The sequence below is a fragment of the Mesorhizobium sp. B2-7-2 genome (assembly GCF_006440775.1).
Classification (GTDB): domain Bacteria; phylum Pseudomonadota; class Alphaproteobacteria; order Rhizobiales; family Rhizobiaceae; genus Mesorhizobium.
In genome coordinates this window covers 68490-84808 of sequence record NZ_VFTZ01000016.1, presented here as the reverse complement: position 1 = coordinate 84808, position 16319 = coordinate 68490, and the positions used below count along the sequence as shown (strand labels likewise).

Here is a 16319-nt window from a genome sequence, read left to right as displayed (position 1 = left end):
CAGAGAGCATAATTTGCCGAACCCCAGCGCCGAGGAGATCTCCATCGTCGATCTCATTCCTGCGTTGCGGGCCTTTGCGCGAACCTTCTGTCGCGTGCCTGACGATGCCGACGATCTTGTGCAGGAAACATTGTCCAAGGGGCTCGCCAACCTGGACAAATTCGAGCCCGGCACGCGCCTGAAGTCCTGGCTCTTCACCATCATGCGAAACACGCACTACACGCGTGTCAAAGCGGCGGCCAGGGAGGCGCCCGGGCTGCTCGACTGCGCCTCCAGCCGGCCGATTTCGGAACCGTCCCAGGATTGGTCCGTGCAAAGCAGGGAAGTGCATCAAGCCATCCAGAAGCTGCCGTCCCATCAGCGCGAGGTTTTGATGCTGATCGGCGTACTGGGCGTAAGCTACGAAGAAACCGCGCAAATATGCGGTTGCGCTGTCGGCACCGTCAAAAGCCGCCTCAACCGCGCCCGTGCCGGCGTTCTGGAATTCCTCGGAGAAAGCTCGCCGCAAGCGCTGATCGAGCCACGACGTCAACTTTCGGACAATCATTGGGATACAGAGGGCGCAAGACGCTAAGCCCGGCCAAATTCCTACCGGCGCTGGGCAGCTGTCATGACTTTGGCCTCTCTCATCAACGAGGCCCAATTCAGGCCGAGCAGAGAAACAAGTTCGAGCGCTTGCGCTTCGGTGATGCCCGTCTGTGCGACCAGCCGCCGAATGAGTTCGTCCACTTCCGGAGTTCTGCCAGCCATCGGGATGATCCCCAATCGGCTACAACGATTAACTTATGTTAAGGTTCCGCCGATCACGCGACAGCGGGCGATATCGATGCCTTCCCGTCTCCAAGGAATGCCGTATCCTTGCTGGTGACATCTTCAGCCGCGCTCACCGGTCATGTCGCCTCTGCGCTTTTCGATCAAAGCGTTCTGCAGTTCGAGTGCAAGCCTTGTCAGCCGGTCAGGGACCTCCTCCCGCTCGATAGCGTTCAGCAGCGATGCGATCTCCTGGTCCAAGCTCTGGATAACCTGGGCGCAAAGGTCGCGCTGACTCCTGTGAGACATGGCATTCTCTTAACAAACAGAGGCCCCTTCAAATCTCACAGAGGCATAGCCGACCGGCCTATGCAAGGCGCTTGCCGCAGGCTGTAGGGTTTCCGGTCCGTTGTCCCCGGATTTTGCGGCAAGAGGTGATCTGGAAACATCAGCTCAATCCTTGGGAAGGCGGTTCGCAGCGTGATCCTGATACTGATCGGATTTGATCCGGTTGCCGTCCAGACCGCGTTGCTCGGTGTGCTGCTTCTTGTCCCGGTTGGACAGCACGTCGTTCTCGCCGACCACGTCCTTTGCAAGCGTCGTCTTGGCTCCGGTTCCGGAACCCTTGCCTTGGCTGCCGCGGCCCATCTGCTTCTTACCGCCGGATGCCATCTGCTTCTCCATGTTCTGCTGGCGTGGAACTGTTCGGTGACCGAACTGCCGCCGGTGCGTTATGTTCCGCCGTCACGACGGACAAGGAAGACCATTCCGTCCCAACTGCCGAACGGCATTTCGCCGTCGACCACGAGGTCCATGCCGCATGCTTGAGAAAGACGGCTGATGTCGCCGGAATCGATGCCCGGCGATGTCCGATAGGAATAGTTGAGGATCGCTGCCATTCCTCCCCGCCGCAGCACGCGCGCGATCTCGCTGAAATGCCGCTCGGCAACCCCGGCGAGCACCAGGTAAGGAAAACTGTCCAGGGCCAGCACGCCGTCAAAGCTTGCATCGGCGAAATCGCCGAGATCAAGGCCTGAGGTCAGGCGAAATTCGACATTGGCAAGGCCGGCGCATCGCCAGCGCGCGATCTCGATCATCCGCGACGAGATATCGATGCCGATGACATGTCCTGCGTGGGTGCCGAGCGCATGTCCGAGACGCCCGATGCCGCAGCCGATGTCCAGTATGTGCTTATGGGCACCAAGGAAATCCTGCTGTTCCAGCCATGAGACAATTTCGGCGGTCGTGGTCGACAGCCTGTGCTCGTCGCCAAGCGAGGACAACTGGACGCTGGCCGCGGGAGATATGGCGGCCGCCCGATCGAAGCTGCCGGCCAGCCGTTTGACGGTCATGGCGGTCGGTTCGCTATCCGGCCGGTCATGCGACACGCAGGCAGCCGCTCTGCGGACCTTGTCGAAGGCGTCCGCCTTGCCACGAAGCATCGTGGCTATCTCCTCCAGCCAGCATCGCCGGGGAGCATGGCTTGGACGCATGTCCAGCGCGATATCCGCCAGTTGCGCCGCGCTGGTCGTCTTGTCGGTATAAACGGCCAATCTGGCCAGCGCGTTGTCGACGGAAAGGCCGTCCGTCATGCAATCCTCGAGCAGGCGCCTGGCAATCGCGCCGGGTTGGCTCGCGACGTTCACGGCGACGCGCTCCTGGTCCACACCTTCTGCGCCGTCCAGCGGTCCTTCGCGCCCCAGCCATATTTGTAACCTTCCCTGCCGCGCAGGAAATCGAACTCCAGCGCGCCCTCGCTGGCGGCTCCGGTGATGGCATGCCCGATCAGAATCGCGCCGGGGCTTTCGCCGGCATAGGCCGGATCGAAACCGCCAAGATAGGCATAGGCCCGGTCGCGGTGATGAAAACCGTAATAGGCGCCGACGACGGCATCGTCGATCTGGATCGTCAAGCATCGCGCCAGGCCGTTATCGGCAAGCCGCGGCAGGGCCCTGCGATGAAATTCCACAGCCGTGTCGGACAGGACGCCACCGCCATGGCCGGTCCAGCGCGCGCCATGCAGTCGGATGAGCCTGTCGAGAAATGTCTGCGGATCGGATTCGCCGCGGCTGACAATGACGGCTCCTCTTCGCCGGGCAGCTCTCTCGGCGCGGCGCAACTGACGCCTCCGTCTCGCCGGAACCGAGCGGGCCAGAGTCCGATCGCCGTCGAGCAACAGCACGGGACAGGCCGCGTGCGCCATCGATCGGCGCTCTTCGGCATTCGGCAGCTCAAGGCTCAGCGATATGGCATCGGCCGAGAGATCGGGCAGGATCCACTGCGACCATTCCAGCGACAACGCCGCTTCGGCTATGGCGGCCTCAGTCTCCGCCTCCAGTTCCGGCGCGGACAAAATGTCGAGATAGTCGCTCAGCGAAATCCCGATGGGGAGCAGGCGCTGACCGCCATTATGCCTTTCGATATAGAGCGGTGCCAGTCCGGCGAGTTCGTCTCCGCTCCACACGGCAATTGCCGTGAGATCGCCCGGCGCGAATGTACGCCACCAGGGGATCAGCCAGGCAGGAGACTGGAACGGCGTGGCCGAGATGCTCCGTCCCCAGAGCTGCCACCAGCACGGCTCGAGGTCCTCGAACGTCCCCGGATCGCGAATGATCTCGGTGCGCAGGCCGCGCATCAGGCGGTACCCAGCAAGGCGCGGCGGGTGCCAAGCTTCGCCAGCGCTTCGTAAGCATCCATGTAGGATGTGACCATGCGCTCAAGCGAGAAGCGGCGGCGCGCCTCGGCCCGGCAGGTCTCATGGTCCAGCGCTCCAGAATGGACGATGGCCTTAGCCATCTCCTCGACGTCATTGACCAGAAATCCGGTTCTGCCATGCTGGACGACATCGGGAAGGGCGCCATTCGGGAAAGCAACGACCGGCGTGCCGCAGGCAAGCGCCTCCATCGCGACAAGCGAGCTTGTTTCGGCGGCAAGGCTGGGGACGACCAGGCAGCGGGCGGCGTTGAGCAGCCGCCGTTTGGCGCGAAACCCCAGCGGCCCGAGAAAACGTCGCTGCCGATCGAGACGGGGACGGACCTCGTCGGCGAAATAGCGCAAATGGGTCTCGTAGGGATAGACTTGGCCGGCGATCGCCAGGGGAACGCCGGCGCGCCTGGCTGCCTGGATTGCGAGATGGATGCCCTTTTCGGGACAGATGCGGCTGAGCACCAAAGCGAAATTGCGTCGCAACCGGGGCTCGTTCAGCGCATCGATATCGACGCCGTTCGGAATAGGCTTCGCAAGTCTCGACCCTGCCGCCGCCGTCCTGTGCTGCGCCTCTGAGACCGCGTGCAGCCACAGGTCCTCGCGCGACGGCGCAAGCACTTCGGAGGGATACCAGCCCAGCGGCAGGTGCAACGTCACCAGGGTTGGGCCGTCGGTGGGCAGATAGGCGTCGAAGTCGATGCCGTGGAGGTGAACGACGTCGATAGGCCAGCGCGCTCGGGCGGCCGCGATCGCGTCGCGATGCGCCTGCTGGGCCCGGTCCTTCGCCGCCTTGTCGAGCACGCCTGCTTCGGCCGGTGTTTCCACCAGGACGCCGGCCGTCTTTGACCCATGGCAGGCAACGACAACCGACCGGTGGCCCTTCTCAACCAGCGCCCGGTCCAGCGCCGACAGCACCTGCTCGGCGCCGCCGACCGCATCCGGTCCGACAGGCGCGAGGGGGTAGGCGACGTTGAGGACAGTCAGTGTCATCGCCGATCGAGCCGGAATTCACCATGCCGCCGACACGCGCCGCGTTCGTGTCATGTCGTCGCTGATCGCAGGAGCGTAGCGGCGGATCATCGCCGCGCAGAATTCGGCGAATTCCTCGGGCACCTGCGGCGGACTTGTGTGGTGGGGCTGGAGACCGCGATGCTCGGGCGTGAAGCAGAAGGTCACCGTGACGTTGAAGTCGGCGAGCGCTTCCATCTGGCGATCGAACCAGTCCAGCGCATTCGGCCGGAAGCTGTCCGCCCAGGACAGGCCAGTGCGCAGGTGCGTCACGCCCAGTCGGTGCATCCAGGCAACGGCATCATCCAGCCGATGGTCCTCGAAATGGAACCACTGTACCAGACCCATTTGCGGGGTGTGGCGCACGAACTCCTCGAGCGCCGGCTTGGGCGTGCCGTCCTCGCGCAGCAGGCCCATGTAGAAGTGCCTGTAATAGGACGAGCCTTCCGCCTCGCGATGGCGCGTCGTCGCCTCCCACGAACGCGGCAGGTCATAGAGGCTGTACCACTGCACCCGCGGCGCGATGCCGAGCAGCAGCTCGGCCGTGCGGCGCAGGCCCCAGAGCTGGATCTCCTCGGCGCCGAAGGTCGAGACGCCGACTTCGCTGACCCAGATCGGCAGATCGGTGATGGCGGCGATCTCGCCGAGCTTCTGCGGCCATTCGTTGATTTGCCAGAGGTTCCAGTCGAGCGGGAAGCCATGCACCGCGACGGCGTCGACATGGTCGAGCACGCCGAAATCCTTCATGCGCGTCACGAAGCCGGCATCGATCGGCGAAATACCGCCCAGCACCTTTGTGACGGCCGGGTTTTCCCGCTCGATTGCATCGGCCGCCAGGATTGCCATGGAGGCAAAACGGCTCCAGTCCGGGTCGAGCTCGGGATCCCAATGCGATTTGTTGTTGGGCTCGTTCCAGATCATCGCGGCTTCAATCATCGGCCTCTCCTTTCGCGGGATAGACGGCGGCGCCGTCGGACGGATTGCCCGCCGCACGGCAGAAATAGACCTCGTCCTCGGGGTGCAGCACGATTTCGAAGCCGGCGCTGCGCAGCATCGCTTCGGTGCAGGCGCGGTTTGGAATCCACCAGTTGGTCGGGTCGTCCGCATAGCGATGCTCGATGAAGTGCAGTTTCGGAAATTCAGGTTGATCGAAGAGGTCGCGTGTCCAGAAATGGTAGTTCTGTTCGAGCGGCAGGACTTCCCCGCTGCCCCTCTGCATCGACTGGAAGATCATCAGGTCGCCTGCGACATGCGCGCGGATCAGGTCGAGCGCCAGCAGCGGATGGCGCAGGTGGTAGAGCACACCCATGAACAGCACGATGTCGAAGCGCTCGCCAAGCGCCCCGACGTCGTAGACGGACATTTCCCGGAATTCGATATCGCAGTCGGCGATCTCGGCGGCGAAGCGCGCCTGGGCGAGGTAGGCCTGGTCGAAATCGATGCCGAGCACGCGATCGGCGCCGCGCTTCTTCATCTCGATCGAATAGAAGCCGGCGTTGCAGCCGATATCGAGCACGGACATTCCCGAAAGGTCAGTCGGAATGGCATCCGCGAATTTGCGCCATTTGATCAGCGGATAATTGCCGAGGAAATGATCCGGCGCGGTTTCCACGCCCGCAAGCTCCATATTGTGGAACCACGGTCCCAGTGCGTCGATGCGGCGGCGTATTTCCGTGCTGGAATGCAGCATGGCTAAGCTCCTTCGCCTGGAAGGGTTGGCACCGTTGAGAGATCTTGCGATGCGAACATCGGCGGGGTCTCATCTTCAACGACATCGTTGCTTTCGAGCAGCCTGAGCGCCGTGCGATATCCATCGAAAGTGCCGACATCGACATAGGCCGTTCCGGCCTTGACGCCGTAAGCCTCGCCTCCGGCTGCGAGATAGGCGTTGACCAGCGTGCCGAAATACTCGTCGAAGCCGTCGCGCTGGCGCCACAGTGCCGCGAGCTGGTGGAAGATACGGCCAGGCATCTTGAAGGCGCCCCAGACCCAGTTTGTTGCGGCATCAGCTTGCTTGACCTGGATTTGCTCGACACGTCCGCTCTGATCCAGGACGACGGCATCGAAGAGTTCCGGGCGATCGACCGGAAACATCAGAAAGGACAGCCGGTCGTCGGCCAGGCGGCAGAAGCCGTCCTCGGGGAACCAGATCGTGTCCGGCAGGCCGATCAGGACCGTTTCTTCCGGCGTGACCAGCGGCTCGGCACGGAAGATCGCATCGCACAGTCCGATCGGGGAGGGCTGCGCGACGAAGATTGCTGCGGCGGTGTCATAGCCCGCGGCATAATATTCGAGAATGTCCGACTTGCCGGAACCGATGATGAAGCAGATGCGGTCGACGCCGTTTCGGACCATCCGCCGCACCAGATATTCGCTCACCGCGCAGGGGCGCTCGGTCTGCCCGTCCAGCCGGCTGCCGACCGGCAGCAGCTCCTTGGAAAAACCCAGCGGCTGAATGCGGCTGCCGCGGCCCGCGGCAGGCACGATCCCCAACATCAGATGGCTTCCTCCATTGCTCCATTTGCCATGGACGCGGCGGCGTTCAAGATGCGATCGAGTTCGGCGGCGCGGTGCGCGGACGTGTGCTCGTCGAGGACGCGTTCACGGGCGCGGCGGCCAAGCGCCTCGATTTCGTTGTCCGACAGGCCAAGCGCGGCGACGACGTCGCCGGTGGTGTGTGCCAACAGAATCTCGCTGCCGGGCGTGAAGAAGCTGTCGAGGCCTGCCCAATTGTCGGAGATGATCGCGGCGCCGCAGGCGGCTGCCTCGAACAGCCGGCCTGACGGGCACCAGCCCTTGCGCGCCATCGCCTCGCGGGTGACGTTCAGCGTCAGGCGCGAGGAGGAAAAGAAGGCGGGGTGATCCGCGGGCGGCAGGTGCCTGACGAAGAAGATATTGCCGCTCCATGGAAAGTCCGCTGGATACTGTGCGCCGCCGATGATGAAGCGGCGGTTCGGCAGTTTGGCCGCTGGAGCCACGAGCAGTCTTTCCACGGCCGCCTGCCGGTCCTCGGCATAGGTTCCGAGATAGGAGAGATCGCCGGCGAACTCGGACCGTGGCCGGGCCGGCTGGTGCCGGTTGGGGTCGACATGGCCGTAGAGCGGCAGGACATGGCGCACGCCGAGAATACACTTCAGCGCATCGATCGCCGGTCCTCCGGTATAGCTCAGGATCAAGTCGAAATCGCGCAGGCCATCCGGCTCGAAATAGGCCGGGTAGTCACCTTGCTCGATTCTCGCCAGCGTTACCGGTGTATCGAGATCGTAGAACACCTTCAGCCCGCGGCAGCTCTCGTTGGCGAGCCGCGAGGCCCTCACGGCGTCCGGACAATAAGAGGTGACTATGACCACGTCGGCCTGCCGTATCGCGGCCTCGGCCTCATGGCCGATACTCTCCCAGTCCGGGTAGAGAATGATGTTGCAAGCATCGAGCCGGTCGAGGTCCCTGGCACCGGCGTAATAGGGCGTGTCGCGCTCGAAGAAGCTGATCGACCAGCCAATTGGGGCCAGAGCGCCTATCAGCCCACGCCAGAGCGTGGCATGGCCGTTGCCCCATGAAGACGTGACGGTGAGACCGAATATGACCATGCGCATAGCCAGCCGCTCCGTCAGGGGAGTTCGTTGAGGCGGATGAGCTTGGACCCCCAGTCGCCATGAACGACTGTGGTGACCGAGGCCGGCGCGATATCGAAGCGGAAGCAGTCGCCGAGCTGCAGGCCGAGGATCGCGCAGACGGCTGCCTTGATGACGTCGGCATGGCTGATAAGGGCGATGCACTGACCCTGCCCATTCTCGCGCAACGCGTCCATCAGGCCGACGATCCTGTGTTGGACATCCAGCATCGTCTCGCCGCTCGGCGTGCGGGCGCTCTGGCGCTGGTCATTCCAAAGGCGCCAGCTTGCGTCGCCGTTCAATTCCTCGAAGGTCTTGCCGGACCATTCGCCGAAGTCGATCTCGTCGAGTTCCTTGCAGATCGCGATCTTCTCGACCTCGCAGGCGATCGCAATCGGCTTTGCGGTCTCCAGCGCGCGCTCGCGCGGGCTGCTGAAAATTGCCGCGAGCGGCTCACGTGCCATGCGGCGCGCGAGCTGCAGCGCCTGGGCCTGGCCGGCTTCGTCGAGGCGAACGCCTTCGAGCCGCCCGGCCAAATAGCAGCCGACATGATCATGTGCCGCGTGGCGGATGAGAAAGAAAGTCGTGGTCATTCGGCGGCATCGAGCAACGGCTCGTCCCCGCCGGCGATGAAGGCCAATGTGCGCAGGCGCGCCTCGGCGTCGGTGAACTGCTGGGGCGGCGACTTCATGAAGTAGCTGCTGGGGCCCGTGAGCGCGCCGGCAATGCCACGGTCGAGGGCCAGCTTTGCGCAGCGGACGGCGTCTATGACCACGCCCGCGGAATTGGGCGAATCCCAGACCTCCAGCTTGAGCTCGGCATTGAGCGGAACGCCGCCGAAAGTGGTACCTTCGACCCGTATATAGGCCCATTTGCGGTCAGTCAGCCACGGGACATGATCACTGGGGCCGACATGGATGTTGCCGGCCTCGAGCGGGACGTCGATCTGGCTGGTGACGGATTGCGTCTTGGAAATCTTTTTCGATACCAACCGCTCGCGCTCAAGCATGTTGAGGAAGTCGGTGTTGCCGCCGAAGTTGAGCTGATAGGTGCGATCGATGCGCACGCCGCGCTCCCGGAAGAGATTGGCGAGCAGCCGGTGCACAATGGTTGCGCCGACCTGGCTCTTGATATCGTCGCCGACGAGGGGAAGACCGCGCTCCTTGAAGCGCTGGCGCCATTCCGGCCGCGAGGCGATGAAGACAGGAATACAATTGACGAAGGCGCAGCCGGCCTCAAGCGCGCATTCGGCATAGAAGTGCGTCGCCTGTTCGGAGCCGACCGGAAGATAGGATATCAGCACCTCGACCCCGCTTCGCCGGAGCCGGGCGGTTACGTCTGCGACTGGTTCATCCGACTCTTCGATCTCGTCTCGCAGATATTTGCCGATGCCGTCGAGTGTTGGGCCGCGCTCCACACGAACGCCGGTCGGCGCGACATCAGCAAAACGGAAGGTGTTGTTGGGCGCGGTGTAGATCGCTTCCGCCACATCGCGCCCAACCTTGTTTTTCGCGACATCGAAGGCGCAGACGACCTCAATGTCGTCGACATGATAGCCGCCGAGGTCGGCATGCATCAGCCCGGGGATCGGCTCGTTGCCGTTGGCGTGGCGGTAGTAGGAGAGACCTTGCACAAGAGATGACGCGCAATTGCCCACGCCAACGATGCCGATACGAACTTTCTTCGATGTCACGAAACCGCTGCCTCTTTGCTGGAGGTAAGTTCCTCGCGCCGAACCGGGAGCGACGTCGAATGTTCCTTCGCGCCGCGAAAAATTGCTGAGCCGGATCTCGGATCAAAGAGGCGCCGCTTCGCGTTGGCGGCCAGACAGGGGGATAGGAGCCGCATGATCGTCTTCGGCGACCACAAGCGAACGCGCAGCGCACAACAGCTCAGGGAAGCTGCCTTGGTCGCAGCGGCAGCAATCGGCGATCTGCCCGCCGGTATCGAACGTCACGCCGCCGTGGTCGATCTTTTCGTCGGCGCCTCCGAACTTATGCAAGGCCTTGCCGATGCGGAATTCGAGACCAGGGGTGCCGATTGCAATTCGTCGACCCAGAAGCTGGGGTCGGAAATTCTCGTCGAGTTGTCGGAGGAAGTGCTGCGATCCTGGCAACGAGGATTTGTCCGGAGCGGAGCGCTCGACCCGTTGCTGTTTGCGAAGCTTGCCACCATCGATTGTAGCGGCGAAATAGTTACCGGCCCGGCCGAAGGCTACGCGCTTTATGCTCTATATCCGGAAACCTATCTGCTTGCGGCGCTGCGGTCGGGCCTCGACGCAAACACCTGCGTCATCGGGATCCGCGGCATCGGTCTCGGCCTCGCGGCGATGGTCGCCACCGCGCTGCATGCGCCGCCGCCCGTCAGTGTGAGGCCGATCGGGCACCCGTTTAGCCGCCACATATGCGCCGCGCCCGAACTCCTCGGCGGCTGGCGCGACAGACCTAATGCCAAATTTGCCGTCGTTGATGAAGGTCCGGGGCTCTCCGGCAGTTCCTTTCATGCTGTCGTTGCCTGGCTGCGCCGGCAGGGCATCGACCAGAAGCGCATTCATCTGTTCCCAAGCCACCGCGGCGGGCCGGGAGTGCAAGCTTCGGCAGACATGCAGGCTATTTGGGGCCACTGCTCGCGCCATGTCGCGGATTTCGAAGCGGCCTTCGATGGGAGCGTCGCGCCGAACCTTCGCCAATGGGTGGCGGACCTGCTCGGCAAGGCCGATGTCGAGCTCAGCGAGATTTCCGGCGGCGAATGGCGCAAGCATAATTCCACGCCGCCGGAGCATTGGCCTCCGGTGTTTGCAGGATTTGAGCGGCGAAAATTCATGGCGCTGGCGGGCACCGAGCGTTGGTTGGTCAAGTTCGCCGGTCTCGGCGGGACCGGGCAGCACAAGCTGCACACGGCGAGGTCGGTGCACAGGGCCGGTTTTGGAACGCAGCCCGCCGGGCTCTGCCACGGCTTCCTGATCGAGCGTTGGACAGAGGCGGACAGGCTGGATCGGACAGGGCTGGCCAGGGACCTGCTGGTCGAATGGCTTGGACGCTATCTCGGCTGGCGCGCCGCCGAGTTGTCGACCGAAGAGGCCGGCGCGTCGCTGGATGGGCTTGCGGACATGGCCGTGCAAAACTGCAGGGAAGCCTTGGGGGAAGGGCCGGCCGAAACATTAAAGGGTTGGTTCGCCCGCCACTCCTCACATCCCTTCCTGCGCAGGATCGAGATCGACGGACGCCTGCACCCGTGGGAAGTTCTGGTTCGGCCGGACGGAACCCTGCTCAAGACGGACGCCGTCGACCATTGCCGCTCGCATGACATGGTCGGCTGTCAGGACATAGCGTGGGACATTGCAGGCGCGACGGCGGAATATCAGCTTTCCGACGCCGAGCTTTCGCGGCTCATCCAAGGCATCGAGGCAAAAATGTCGCGTGCTGTCGATCATTCCTTGGTGGACTACATGGAGCCCTGCTATCTCGCCTTCCAGCTTGGGCTATGGACGATGGCCGGACAGTCGACACACGGCGATGAGCGGGTAAGGGCAATGCGCGCCGCCGACCGCTACGAAACCGGGCTTTCGCATTTTATCGAGCGCGCGAGGACCTGATCAGTCCAGCCTGCGCAGCATGTCCGCTTCCTGCTCCAGAATTGTGGCCACTTCCTCGCGCTGCAGATGTGTCATCATGAGGCTGACGCAACATTCGAGATAGGTGATGGAGGCTCGCCGCAGGAACGCGGCGGTTTCGGCGGCCGCCATCTGGTCGATGTCCTTGATTGGTCGCTTCGGCTGCACAGGTCTTCTCCATGACGGTTGTCATGTCCAACCGCAATCCCGGTCGGTTGTTCCGCTGCGGTGAAGGAAGCCACCGCCTCAGAGCTGAAGGTTCCGAACTTTTCCGGCCTCAGTCCTGTTGACTGGAGCGATCGGCTCCATCGTGAGGTCGTCGAGGCTCGAGAAAAAGGCGATGGTTTGCAGCAGCCCTTGCCTCAGAGGCACCTTGGGCGACCAGCCGAGAAGCGCCCTTGCGCGGCCTATGTCGGGCCGCCGGCGGCGCGGGTCGTCCTGCGGCAAGGGCAGGAATTTCACGGGCGATTTGGTGCCGGTCAGTTCCCGAACCAGCCTTGCCAGTTCGAGGATCGAAAACTCGCCGGGATTGCCCAGATTGACCGGCTGTCGCGGATTGGGATTGACATCCATAAGGCGTCGCAATCCTCCGATCATGTCGCTGACATAGCAGAATGACCGGGTTTGCCGGCCGTCGCCGAATATCGTCAGCGGCCGTTTCTCGATCGCTTGCATGACCAGGTTGGACACGATGCGGCCGTCGGCCGGGTCCATTCTGGGACCATAGGTGTTGAAGATGCGGGCGATGCGAATATCGGCCATCTCGGCCCGCAGATAATCGAAGCAGAGCGTCTCCGCGGTGCGCTTGCCTTCATCATAACAGGCGCGCGGTCCTGTGCAGTTGACGTGACCGACATAGTCCTCGCGCTGTGGGTGCTGTTCCGGATCGCCATAGACTTCGCTGGTCGACGCCTGCAGGAAGCGGGCGCCGTTGCTTGCGGCAAGCTCGAGCAGATTGAGCGTTCCGATCACACAGGTGCGGGTTGTGTGGACCGGATCGGCCTGGTAGCGGGGCGGCGATGCCGCGCAGGCCAGGTTGAAAACGCGGTCGACAGTCTCGCCGAGTTCCAGCGGGACGCAAACGTCCTGCTCGATCAGCCGGAACCGGGCTTGGCCGATCAGCGAACTGACATTCTCCATTCGGCCGGTAAGAAAGTTGTCGACGCATATGACGCGATACCCGTCGTGAAGCAGGGCCTCGCATAAATGCGAACCGAGGAAACCGGCACCGCCGGCGACAAGCGCCGTCTGTGTCTGCTGAACCCTTCTTGATCGCCGCATCTGCAAAGTCTCCTGTCTGCTATTCATGCTGCACTTTCCACGTTCAGATCGATCGCCGCGCGGGCATGGACAGACTGGGTCAAAGCCAGAACGAATTCACGCGCCCGAGCGCCGCCGGTGTGGCTTGCAAGCACCGCCTCGCGTGCCGAACGGGCCATATCGAGTCTGGCTCGCTCCGATTTGGCTGTGAGGATTTCCTGCACGTCGCCGGCACTGGCCGCGGTCTCGATCGTCGATTCCGGGAAGAAGCCATCGAGACCGGGCCAGCGGTCGCTGATGATCGGTGTGCCGCAGGCAGCGGCCTCGAAGAGCCGCACGCTGGGCGACCATCCTGCCGCGATCATCGACGCGCGCGTGAGGTTCAGCGTGTAACGCTGGCGGCTGTAGAAGGCGGCATGTTCGGTGGGCGGCAGGTGCTCGATCCGCTCGACATTGTCCGGCCAGGCGATATCGGACGGATATTGCGAGCCGGCGACGACGAAGCGGCGCTCCGGCAGGCGCCGCGCCGGCTCCAGCAGCAGCGTTTCGAGGGCGAGCTGCCGGTCGGCGCTGTATGTTCCAAGATAGCCGAGATCCCATTCGATCGCGTCTCTGGTGCGATGGTGTCGCTTTGGATCGACCGAGCAGTAGAGCGGCTCTGTTCGGCGGGCGCCGAACTCCGATTTGAGGCGCTGCAACGTCGGCCCGCCGGTGAAGGAGAAGTAGACGTCGAAATAGGGTATCTGCCTGCGGGCAAGGTAATCGCAATCGTCCTGGGCAACCCGCGCCAGCGTCACTGGCGTGTCGATGTCGTAAAAGCAGAACTGTCCAGTGCACAGCGAAGCGAGGTCGTCGATGATGGCCCTGCCTTCCGGCACGAAGGAGCCTATCACCACCGCGTCGGCCCGCTGCAACTCCTGCCGGTGATTGCGGGGCAGCTCGGAGACTGTCTGGTAGTAGCGCAAGTCGCAGAAATCGGGGTCGCGCAGGTCCCGGTGATGCGCGTACCAGGGCACGTCGCGTTCGAGGAAGGTGACGCGATGGCCGAGCTCGTTGAGCGCGCGCAGCAGCCCCCGGAAAGTCGTCGCGTGGCCGTTGCCCCAGGATGAGGATAACGAAAGTCCGAGGAAAACGATGTCGAGCGGTTTCGTCATTCCGCGGCCTCCACTGCCCGGCGCTCGAAATGCGCCTTGAAGATGTCGTCCACCAGCCGGGCTCTCAGCGTGTAGGTATGCTCGGCCAGAACGCGCCGCAGCGCTGCGGCGCCGATCGCGTTCGCTCGTTTCGGCGTCAGCGTGCGCACGATCTCGGCGACGTCGGCACCGTCGCGCGCGACCAGGATCTCTTCGCCTGGGGTCAGGAACAACTCGACGCCGAGCCAGGCATCTGTGATCAGGCATGCGCCCGCGCCCGCCGCTTCGAAGACGCGTGTCGCGGGCGAGAACCCGTTGGCCGCCATGCTGTCGCGGCTGATGTTGAGCACCGCCTTCGGCGTCACGTTGAAGGCGCTGTGATCGCGCGTACCGACATGGCCGAGCCACGAAACGTTCGCCGGCAAGGGCTTGTCGCCCCAGCCGGATCCACCGAGCAGGAAGCGTTGGCTGCCAAGCACACGGGCCGGATCGAGGAAGAAGGCGTCGACGCGCGCCTCGCGGTCGGGCAGCCGATTGCCGAGGAAAGCCAGGTCGCAGGCAAAGCGCGGATTTGCGGCGACCGGATGATGTGTCTCAGGATCGAGCGCGTTGTAGATCGGCACGCATTCCGCGGCGCCGAGCGCGCGATAGTCCCAAACCACAGGATCGCCGCCGCCATAGGTCAGCACAAGGCCGATCCTCTTCAACGCCTCATGCAGCGGATGTTCGGCATGATTGCGCAGCTCGCTTAGGGTCGCCGGCGCGTCGACGTCCCAGAACACGGTCAGCGCATCTGGGCGAGCGTTGTCGAGAACCGCATGCAGCAGCGCCTCGTCCTCGAAGCCGACGCCGCCTGCCTTGACCACGACGTCTGCCTGCGCGGCGCGCGAGGCGACCTGCATCAGCGCATGCGCTGTCGGCTCGTAGACGACGACGCTGCACCAGTCCGGCGCCTCGATATCGCGATGCTTCTGGCGATCGTAGACATCGGGCTCATAGAAGACGATGTCATAGCCGCGCTTCGACAACGCCTTAAGCAAGCCCCGATAATAGGTGGCCGCGCCGTTCCAGTAGGACGACAGAAGGCTCGATCCGTAAAAGGCGATCTTCATGCGACGGCCTCCCTTGCAGGTTTGATTTCAGCGACCTCGCGATTGCCGCATGCGGCGAGGATGTCGAACAACTCGTCGACGCGGTGCCGGCATGTGTGGCGCGCAAGGATGGTTTCCCGGCCGGACGCGGCCAGCGCCTCCGCACGCTGGCTGTCGTTCAGCACGTCGCGAAGGTGACCCCGCATCTCGGCGCCGTTCCGGGCGAACAGGAAATCCGTGCCGGCACGGAAAAGTCCTTCGACATCCGACCATGGCGCCGAGACCAGCGGAATGCCGCAGGCCATCGCCTCGAACATGCGTATGGTCGGAATGCCGGGCAGGCTCTCCCGATAAGGCCGGCGGGGGATGTGCATGGTGACGCGATGCCGGGCGAAGCTCTTCGGCACGTCGGCGTTGGCAATCCAGCCATCACAGCGCAGCCCAGCCTCGGCCAGCGCGGCTCGGGCGTCGGTCGGATAGCGCACGCCGTGCACGGTTCCCGACAGCGCGAGAGCGCTCGCCGGCTCGATCAGGAACTCGGCGATCTCGGCGCTGCGTTCGTCGTCGCCCCAATTGCCGATCCAGACGAGGTCGGAGACGGGGTCGACATCCGGGCACGGCTTGAACAGCCGGTCGTCCGCCGCCTCATGCCAGGTGAAGACCCGTTTGCCCCAGCCGGCGCGAAGATAGCTCTCGCGCAGCACCTCGCCGAAGACCAGCACCCCGTCATAGTGCTCCAGCTGAAGTGCCGCTATCGCCTGCGTCGCCGATACGGCGCGATGATGGGTGTCGTGGAACAGGAGCGTGAAATTGCCATAGGCTCGCGCCTGTCCGATGCGCGCGACAAGGTCCTTGTCCGTCCATTCGTGCACGATCACGACATCCGCGCCGGCGAGCCAGGCTTCGTGCGCGAAGCCGGGGCCATAGGTCAGCGCCATCAGCTCCGGGAAATCCTTGCGGAAGCGCTCGACAGCGAAAGGGCCTTGCTCGGCAAGCAGATTCGATCGGCTCCAGCCGTCGGCGGGTTCCAGCGCGACCGCCTCATGTCCGCGCGCGACGAGCTCGCGCATGATGCCGCGCTGGAAATGCGCGTTGCCGTGATTCCAGTCGGAAACGGCGGAGTGGGTGTAGAACAGGAAGCGCATGG

Annotated in this window: 19 protein-coding genes; 2 read left to right on the top strand and 17 right to left on the bottom strand. The window is 63.6% G+C overall.

Annotated features, from left to right (window positions below; all coding sequences use genetic code 11):
- The first annotated feature begins 13 nt into the window (after window positions 1–13).
- Entirely contained in the window at window positions 14–574 is a 561-nt protein-coding gene (locus tag FJ425_RS21245; protein WP_140542295.1) for a sigma-70 family RNA polymerase sigma factor, read from the top strand.
- 14 nt (window positions 575–588) lie between these two features.
- Here FJ425_RS21245 and FJ425_RS31620 read toward each other — a convergent pair whose 3' ends face one another.
- The 12 genes from FJ425_RS31620 to FJ425_RS21190 all read right to left on the bottom strand — a co-directional run bounded on the left by FJ425_RS31620 (window position 589) and on the right by FJ425_RS21190 (window position 9768).
- The gene (locus FJ425_RS31620; protein WP_181165011.1) at window positions 589–750 is read right to left on the bottom strand and encodes a hypothetical protein; all 162 of its coding nucleotides are present in this window, start codon (window positions 748–750) and stop codon (window positions 589–591) included.
- 123 nt (window positions 751–873) lie between these two features.
- Entirely contained in the window at window positions 874–1059 is a 186-nt protein-coding gene (locus FJ425_RS21240; protein WP_140725888.1) for a hypothetical protein, read from the bottom strand.
- 144 nt (window positions 1060–1203) lie between these two features.
- Window positions 1204–1422, bottom strand: coding sequence for a hypothetical protein (locus FJ425_RS21235; RefSeq protein WP_140725913.1), 219 nt, complete (start codon window positions 1420–1422; stop codon window positions 1204–1206).
- Between the two features lie 59 nt (window positions 1423–1481).
- Window positions 1482–2396: a class I SAM-dependent methyltransferase gene (locus tag FJ425_RS21230; protein WP_246677972.1), complete on the bottom strand. Its 915-nt coding sequence runs from the start codon at window positions 2394–2396 to the stop codon at window positions 1482–1484.
- Complete coding sequence (locus FJ425_RS21225) at window positions 2393–3385, bottom strand: GNAT family N-acetyltransferase (RefSeq protein ID WP_140725885.1); 993 nt, start codon at window positions 3383–3385, stop codon at window positions 2393–2395. Before FJ425_RS21225 ends, FJ425_RS21230 begins: the two co-directional genes overlap by 4 nt.
- On the bottom strand, window positions 3385–4446 hold the full coding sequence (locus FJ425_RS21220; protein ID WP_140725882.1) for a glycosyltransferase family 4 protein: 1062 nt from the start codon (window positions 4444–4446) through the stop codon (window positions 3385–3387). The genes FJ425_RS21225 and FJ425_RS21220 overlap by 1 nt, the downstream gene beginning before the upstream one ends.
- A gap of 18 nt (window positions 4447–4464) precedes the next feature.
- A complete protein-coding gene (locus FJ425_RS21215) occupies window positions 4465–5400 on the bottom strand; it encodes a beta-xylosidase (protein ID WP_140725880.1) in 936 nt (311 codons plus the stop codon).
- On the bottom strand, window positions 5393–6154 hold the full coding sequence (locus FJ425_RS21210) for a TIGR04290 family methyltransferase (RefSeq protein ID WP_140725877.1): 762 nt from the start codon (window positions 6152–6154) through the stop codon (window positions 5393–5395). Before FJ425_RS21210 ends, FJ425_RS21215 begins: the two co-directional genes overlap by 8 nt.
- A 2-nt stretch (window positions 6155–6156) precedes the next feature.
- Complete coding sequence (locus FJ425_RS21205; protein ID WP_140725874.1) at window positions 6157–6960, bottom strand: nucleotidyltransferase family protein; 804 nt, start codon at window positions 6958–6960, stop codon at window positions 6157–6159.
- Window positions 6960–8057 (bottom strand): glycosyltransferase, encoded by a 1098-nt coding sequence (locus tag FJ425_RS21200; protein ID WP_140635087.1) that lies wholly within the window; start codon window positions 8055–8057, stop codon window positions 6960–6962. The genes FJ425_RS21205 and FJ425_RS21200 overlap by 1 nt, the downstream gene beginning before the upstream one ends.
- 14 nt (window positions 8058–8071) lie before the next feature.
- Complete coding sequence (locus FJ425_RS21195) at window positions 8072–8668, bottom strand: histidine phosphatase family protein (protein ID WP_140635089.1); 597 nt, start codon at window positions 8666–8668, stop codon at window positions 8072–8074.
- On the bottom strand, window positions 8665–9768 hold the full coding sequence (locus FJ425_RS21190; protein WP_140635091.1) for an inositol-3-phosphate synthase: 1104 nt from the start codon (window positions 9766–9768) through the stop codon (window positions 8665–8667). Before FJ425_RS21190 ends, FJ425_RS21195 begins: the two co-directional genes overlap by 4 nt.
- 153 nt (window positions 9769–9921) lie before the next feature.
- On the opposite strand from FJ425_RS21190, the gene FJ425_RS21185 reads away from it, so the two are divergent.
- The gene (locus tag FJ425_RS21185) at window positions 9922–11670 is read left to right on the top strand and encodes a hypothetical protein (protein WP_140635093.1); all 1749 of its coding nucleotides are present in this window, start codon (window positions 9922–9924) and stop codon (window positions 11668–11670) included.
- Here FJ425_RS21185 and FJ425_RS21180 read toward each other — a convergent pair whose 3' ends face one another.
- The 5 genes from FJ425_RS21180 to FJ425_RS21160 form a co-directional block, all read right to left on the bottom strand.
- Window positions 11671–11820, bottom strand: a complete 150-nt coding sequence (locus FJ425_RS21180) for a hypothetical protein (protein ID WP_224544254.1) — start codon at window positions 11818–11820, stop codon at window positions 11671–11673.
- Window positions 11821–11934: 114 nt separating this feature from the next.
- Window positions 11935–12969 carry a UDP-glucuronic acid decarboxylase family protein gene (locus FJ425_RS21175; protein WP_140635146.1) on the bottom strand — a complete coding sequence of 345 codons (1035 nt, stop codon included), beginning with the start codon at window positions 12967–12969 and terminating at the stop codon, window positions 11935–11937.
- 23 nt (window positions 12970–12992) lie between these two features.
- Window positions 12993–14102, bottom strand: coding sequence for a glycosyltransferase (locus FJ425_RS21170; protein ID WP_140635095.1), 1110 nt, complete (start codon window positions 14100–14102; stop codon window positions 12993–12995).
- A complete protein-coding gene (locus FJ425_RS21165) occupies window positions 14099–15193 on the bottom strand; it encodes a glycosyltransferase (RefSeq protein WP_140635097.1) in 1095 nt (364 codons plus the stop codon). Before FJ425_RS21165 ends, FJ425_RS21170 begins: the two co-directional genes overlap by 4 nt.
- On the bottom strand, window positions 15190–16317 hold the full coding sequence (locus FJ425_RS21160; RefSeq protein ID WP_140635099.1) for a glycosyltransferase: 1128 nt from the start codon (window positions 16315–16317) through the stop codon (window positions 15190–15192). The genes FJ425_RS21165 and FJ425_RS21160 overlap by 4 nt, the downstream gene beginning before the upstream one ends.
- Window positions 16318–16319: the final 2 nt, after the last annotated feature.

Excerpts from the sequence above, each read along its gene's own strand:
- FJ425_RS21235 (WP_140725913.1), bottom strand. The coding sequence starts at position 1,422 with ATGGCATCCGGCGGTAAGAAGCAGATGGGCCGCGGCAGCCAAGGCAAG.
- FJ425_RS21195 (WP_140635089.1), bottom strand. The coding sequence starts at position 8,668 with ATGACCACGACTTTCTTTCTCATCCGCCACGCGGCACATGATCATGTC.
- FJ425_RS21180 (WP_224544254.1), bottom strand. The coding sequence starts at position 11,820 with ATGGCGGCCGCCGAAACCGCCGCGTTCCTGCGGCGAGCCTCCATCACC.
- FJ425_RS21175 (WP_140635146.1), bottom strand. The coding sequence starts at position 12,969 with ATGCGGCGATCAAGAAGGGTTCAGCAGACACAGACGGCGCTTGTCGCC.
- FJ425_RS31620 (WP_181165011.1), bottom strand. The coding sequence starts at position 750 with ATGGCTGGCAGAACTCCGGAAGTGGACGAACTCATTCGGCGGCTGGTC.
- FJ425_RS21225 (WP_140725885.1), bottom strand. The coding sequence starts at position 3,385 with ATGCGCGGCCTGCGCACCGAGATCATTCGCGATCCGGGGACGTTCGAG.
- FJ425_RS21210 (WP_140725877.1), bottom strand. The coding sequence starts at position 6,154 with ATGCTGCATTCCAGCACGGAAATACGCCGCCGCATCGACGCACTGGGA.
- FJ425_RS21205 (WP_140725874.1), bottom strand. The coding sequence starts at position 6,960 with ATGTTGGGGATCGTGCCTGCCGCGGGCCGCGGCAGCCGCATTCAGCCG.
- FJ425_RS21165 (WP_140635097.1), bottom strand. The coding sequence starts at position 15,193 with ATGAAGATCGCCTTTTACGGATCGAGCCTTCTGTCGTCCTACTGGAAC.
- FJ425_RS21185 (WP_140635093.1), top strand. The coding sequence starts at position 9,922 with ATGATCGTCTTCGGCGACCACAAGCGAACGCGCAGCGCACAACAGCTC.
- FJ425_RS21200 (WP_140635087.1), bottom strand. The coding sequence starts at position 8,057 with ATGCGCATGGTCATATTCGGTCTCACCGTCACGTCTTCATGGGGCAAC.
- FJ425_RS21215 (WP_140725880.1), bottom strand. The coding sequence starts at position 5,400 with ATGATTGAAGCCGCGATGATCTGGAACGAGCCCAACAACAAATCGCAT.
- FJ425_RS21240 (WP_140725888.1), bottom strand. The coding sequence starts at position 1,059 with ATGTCTCACAGGAGTCAGCGCGACCTTTGCGCCCAGGTTATCCAGAGC.
- FJ425_RS21170 (WP_140635095.1), bottom strand. The coding sequence starts at position 14,102 with ATGACGAAACCGCTCGACATCGTTTTCCTCGGACTTTCGTTATCCTCA.
- FJ425_RS21160 (WP_140635099.1), bottom strand. The coding sequence starts at position 16,317 with ATGCGCTTCCTGTTCTACACCCACTCCGCCGTTTCCGACTGGAATCAC.
- FJ425_RS21220 (WP_140725882.1), bottom strand. The coding sequence starts at position 4,446 with ATGACACTGACTGTCCTCAACGTCGCCTACCCCCTCGCGCCTGTCGGA.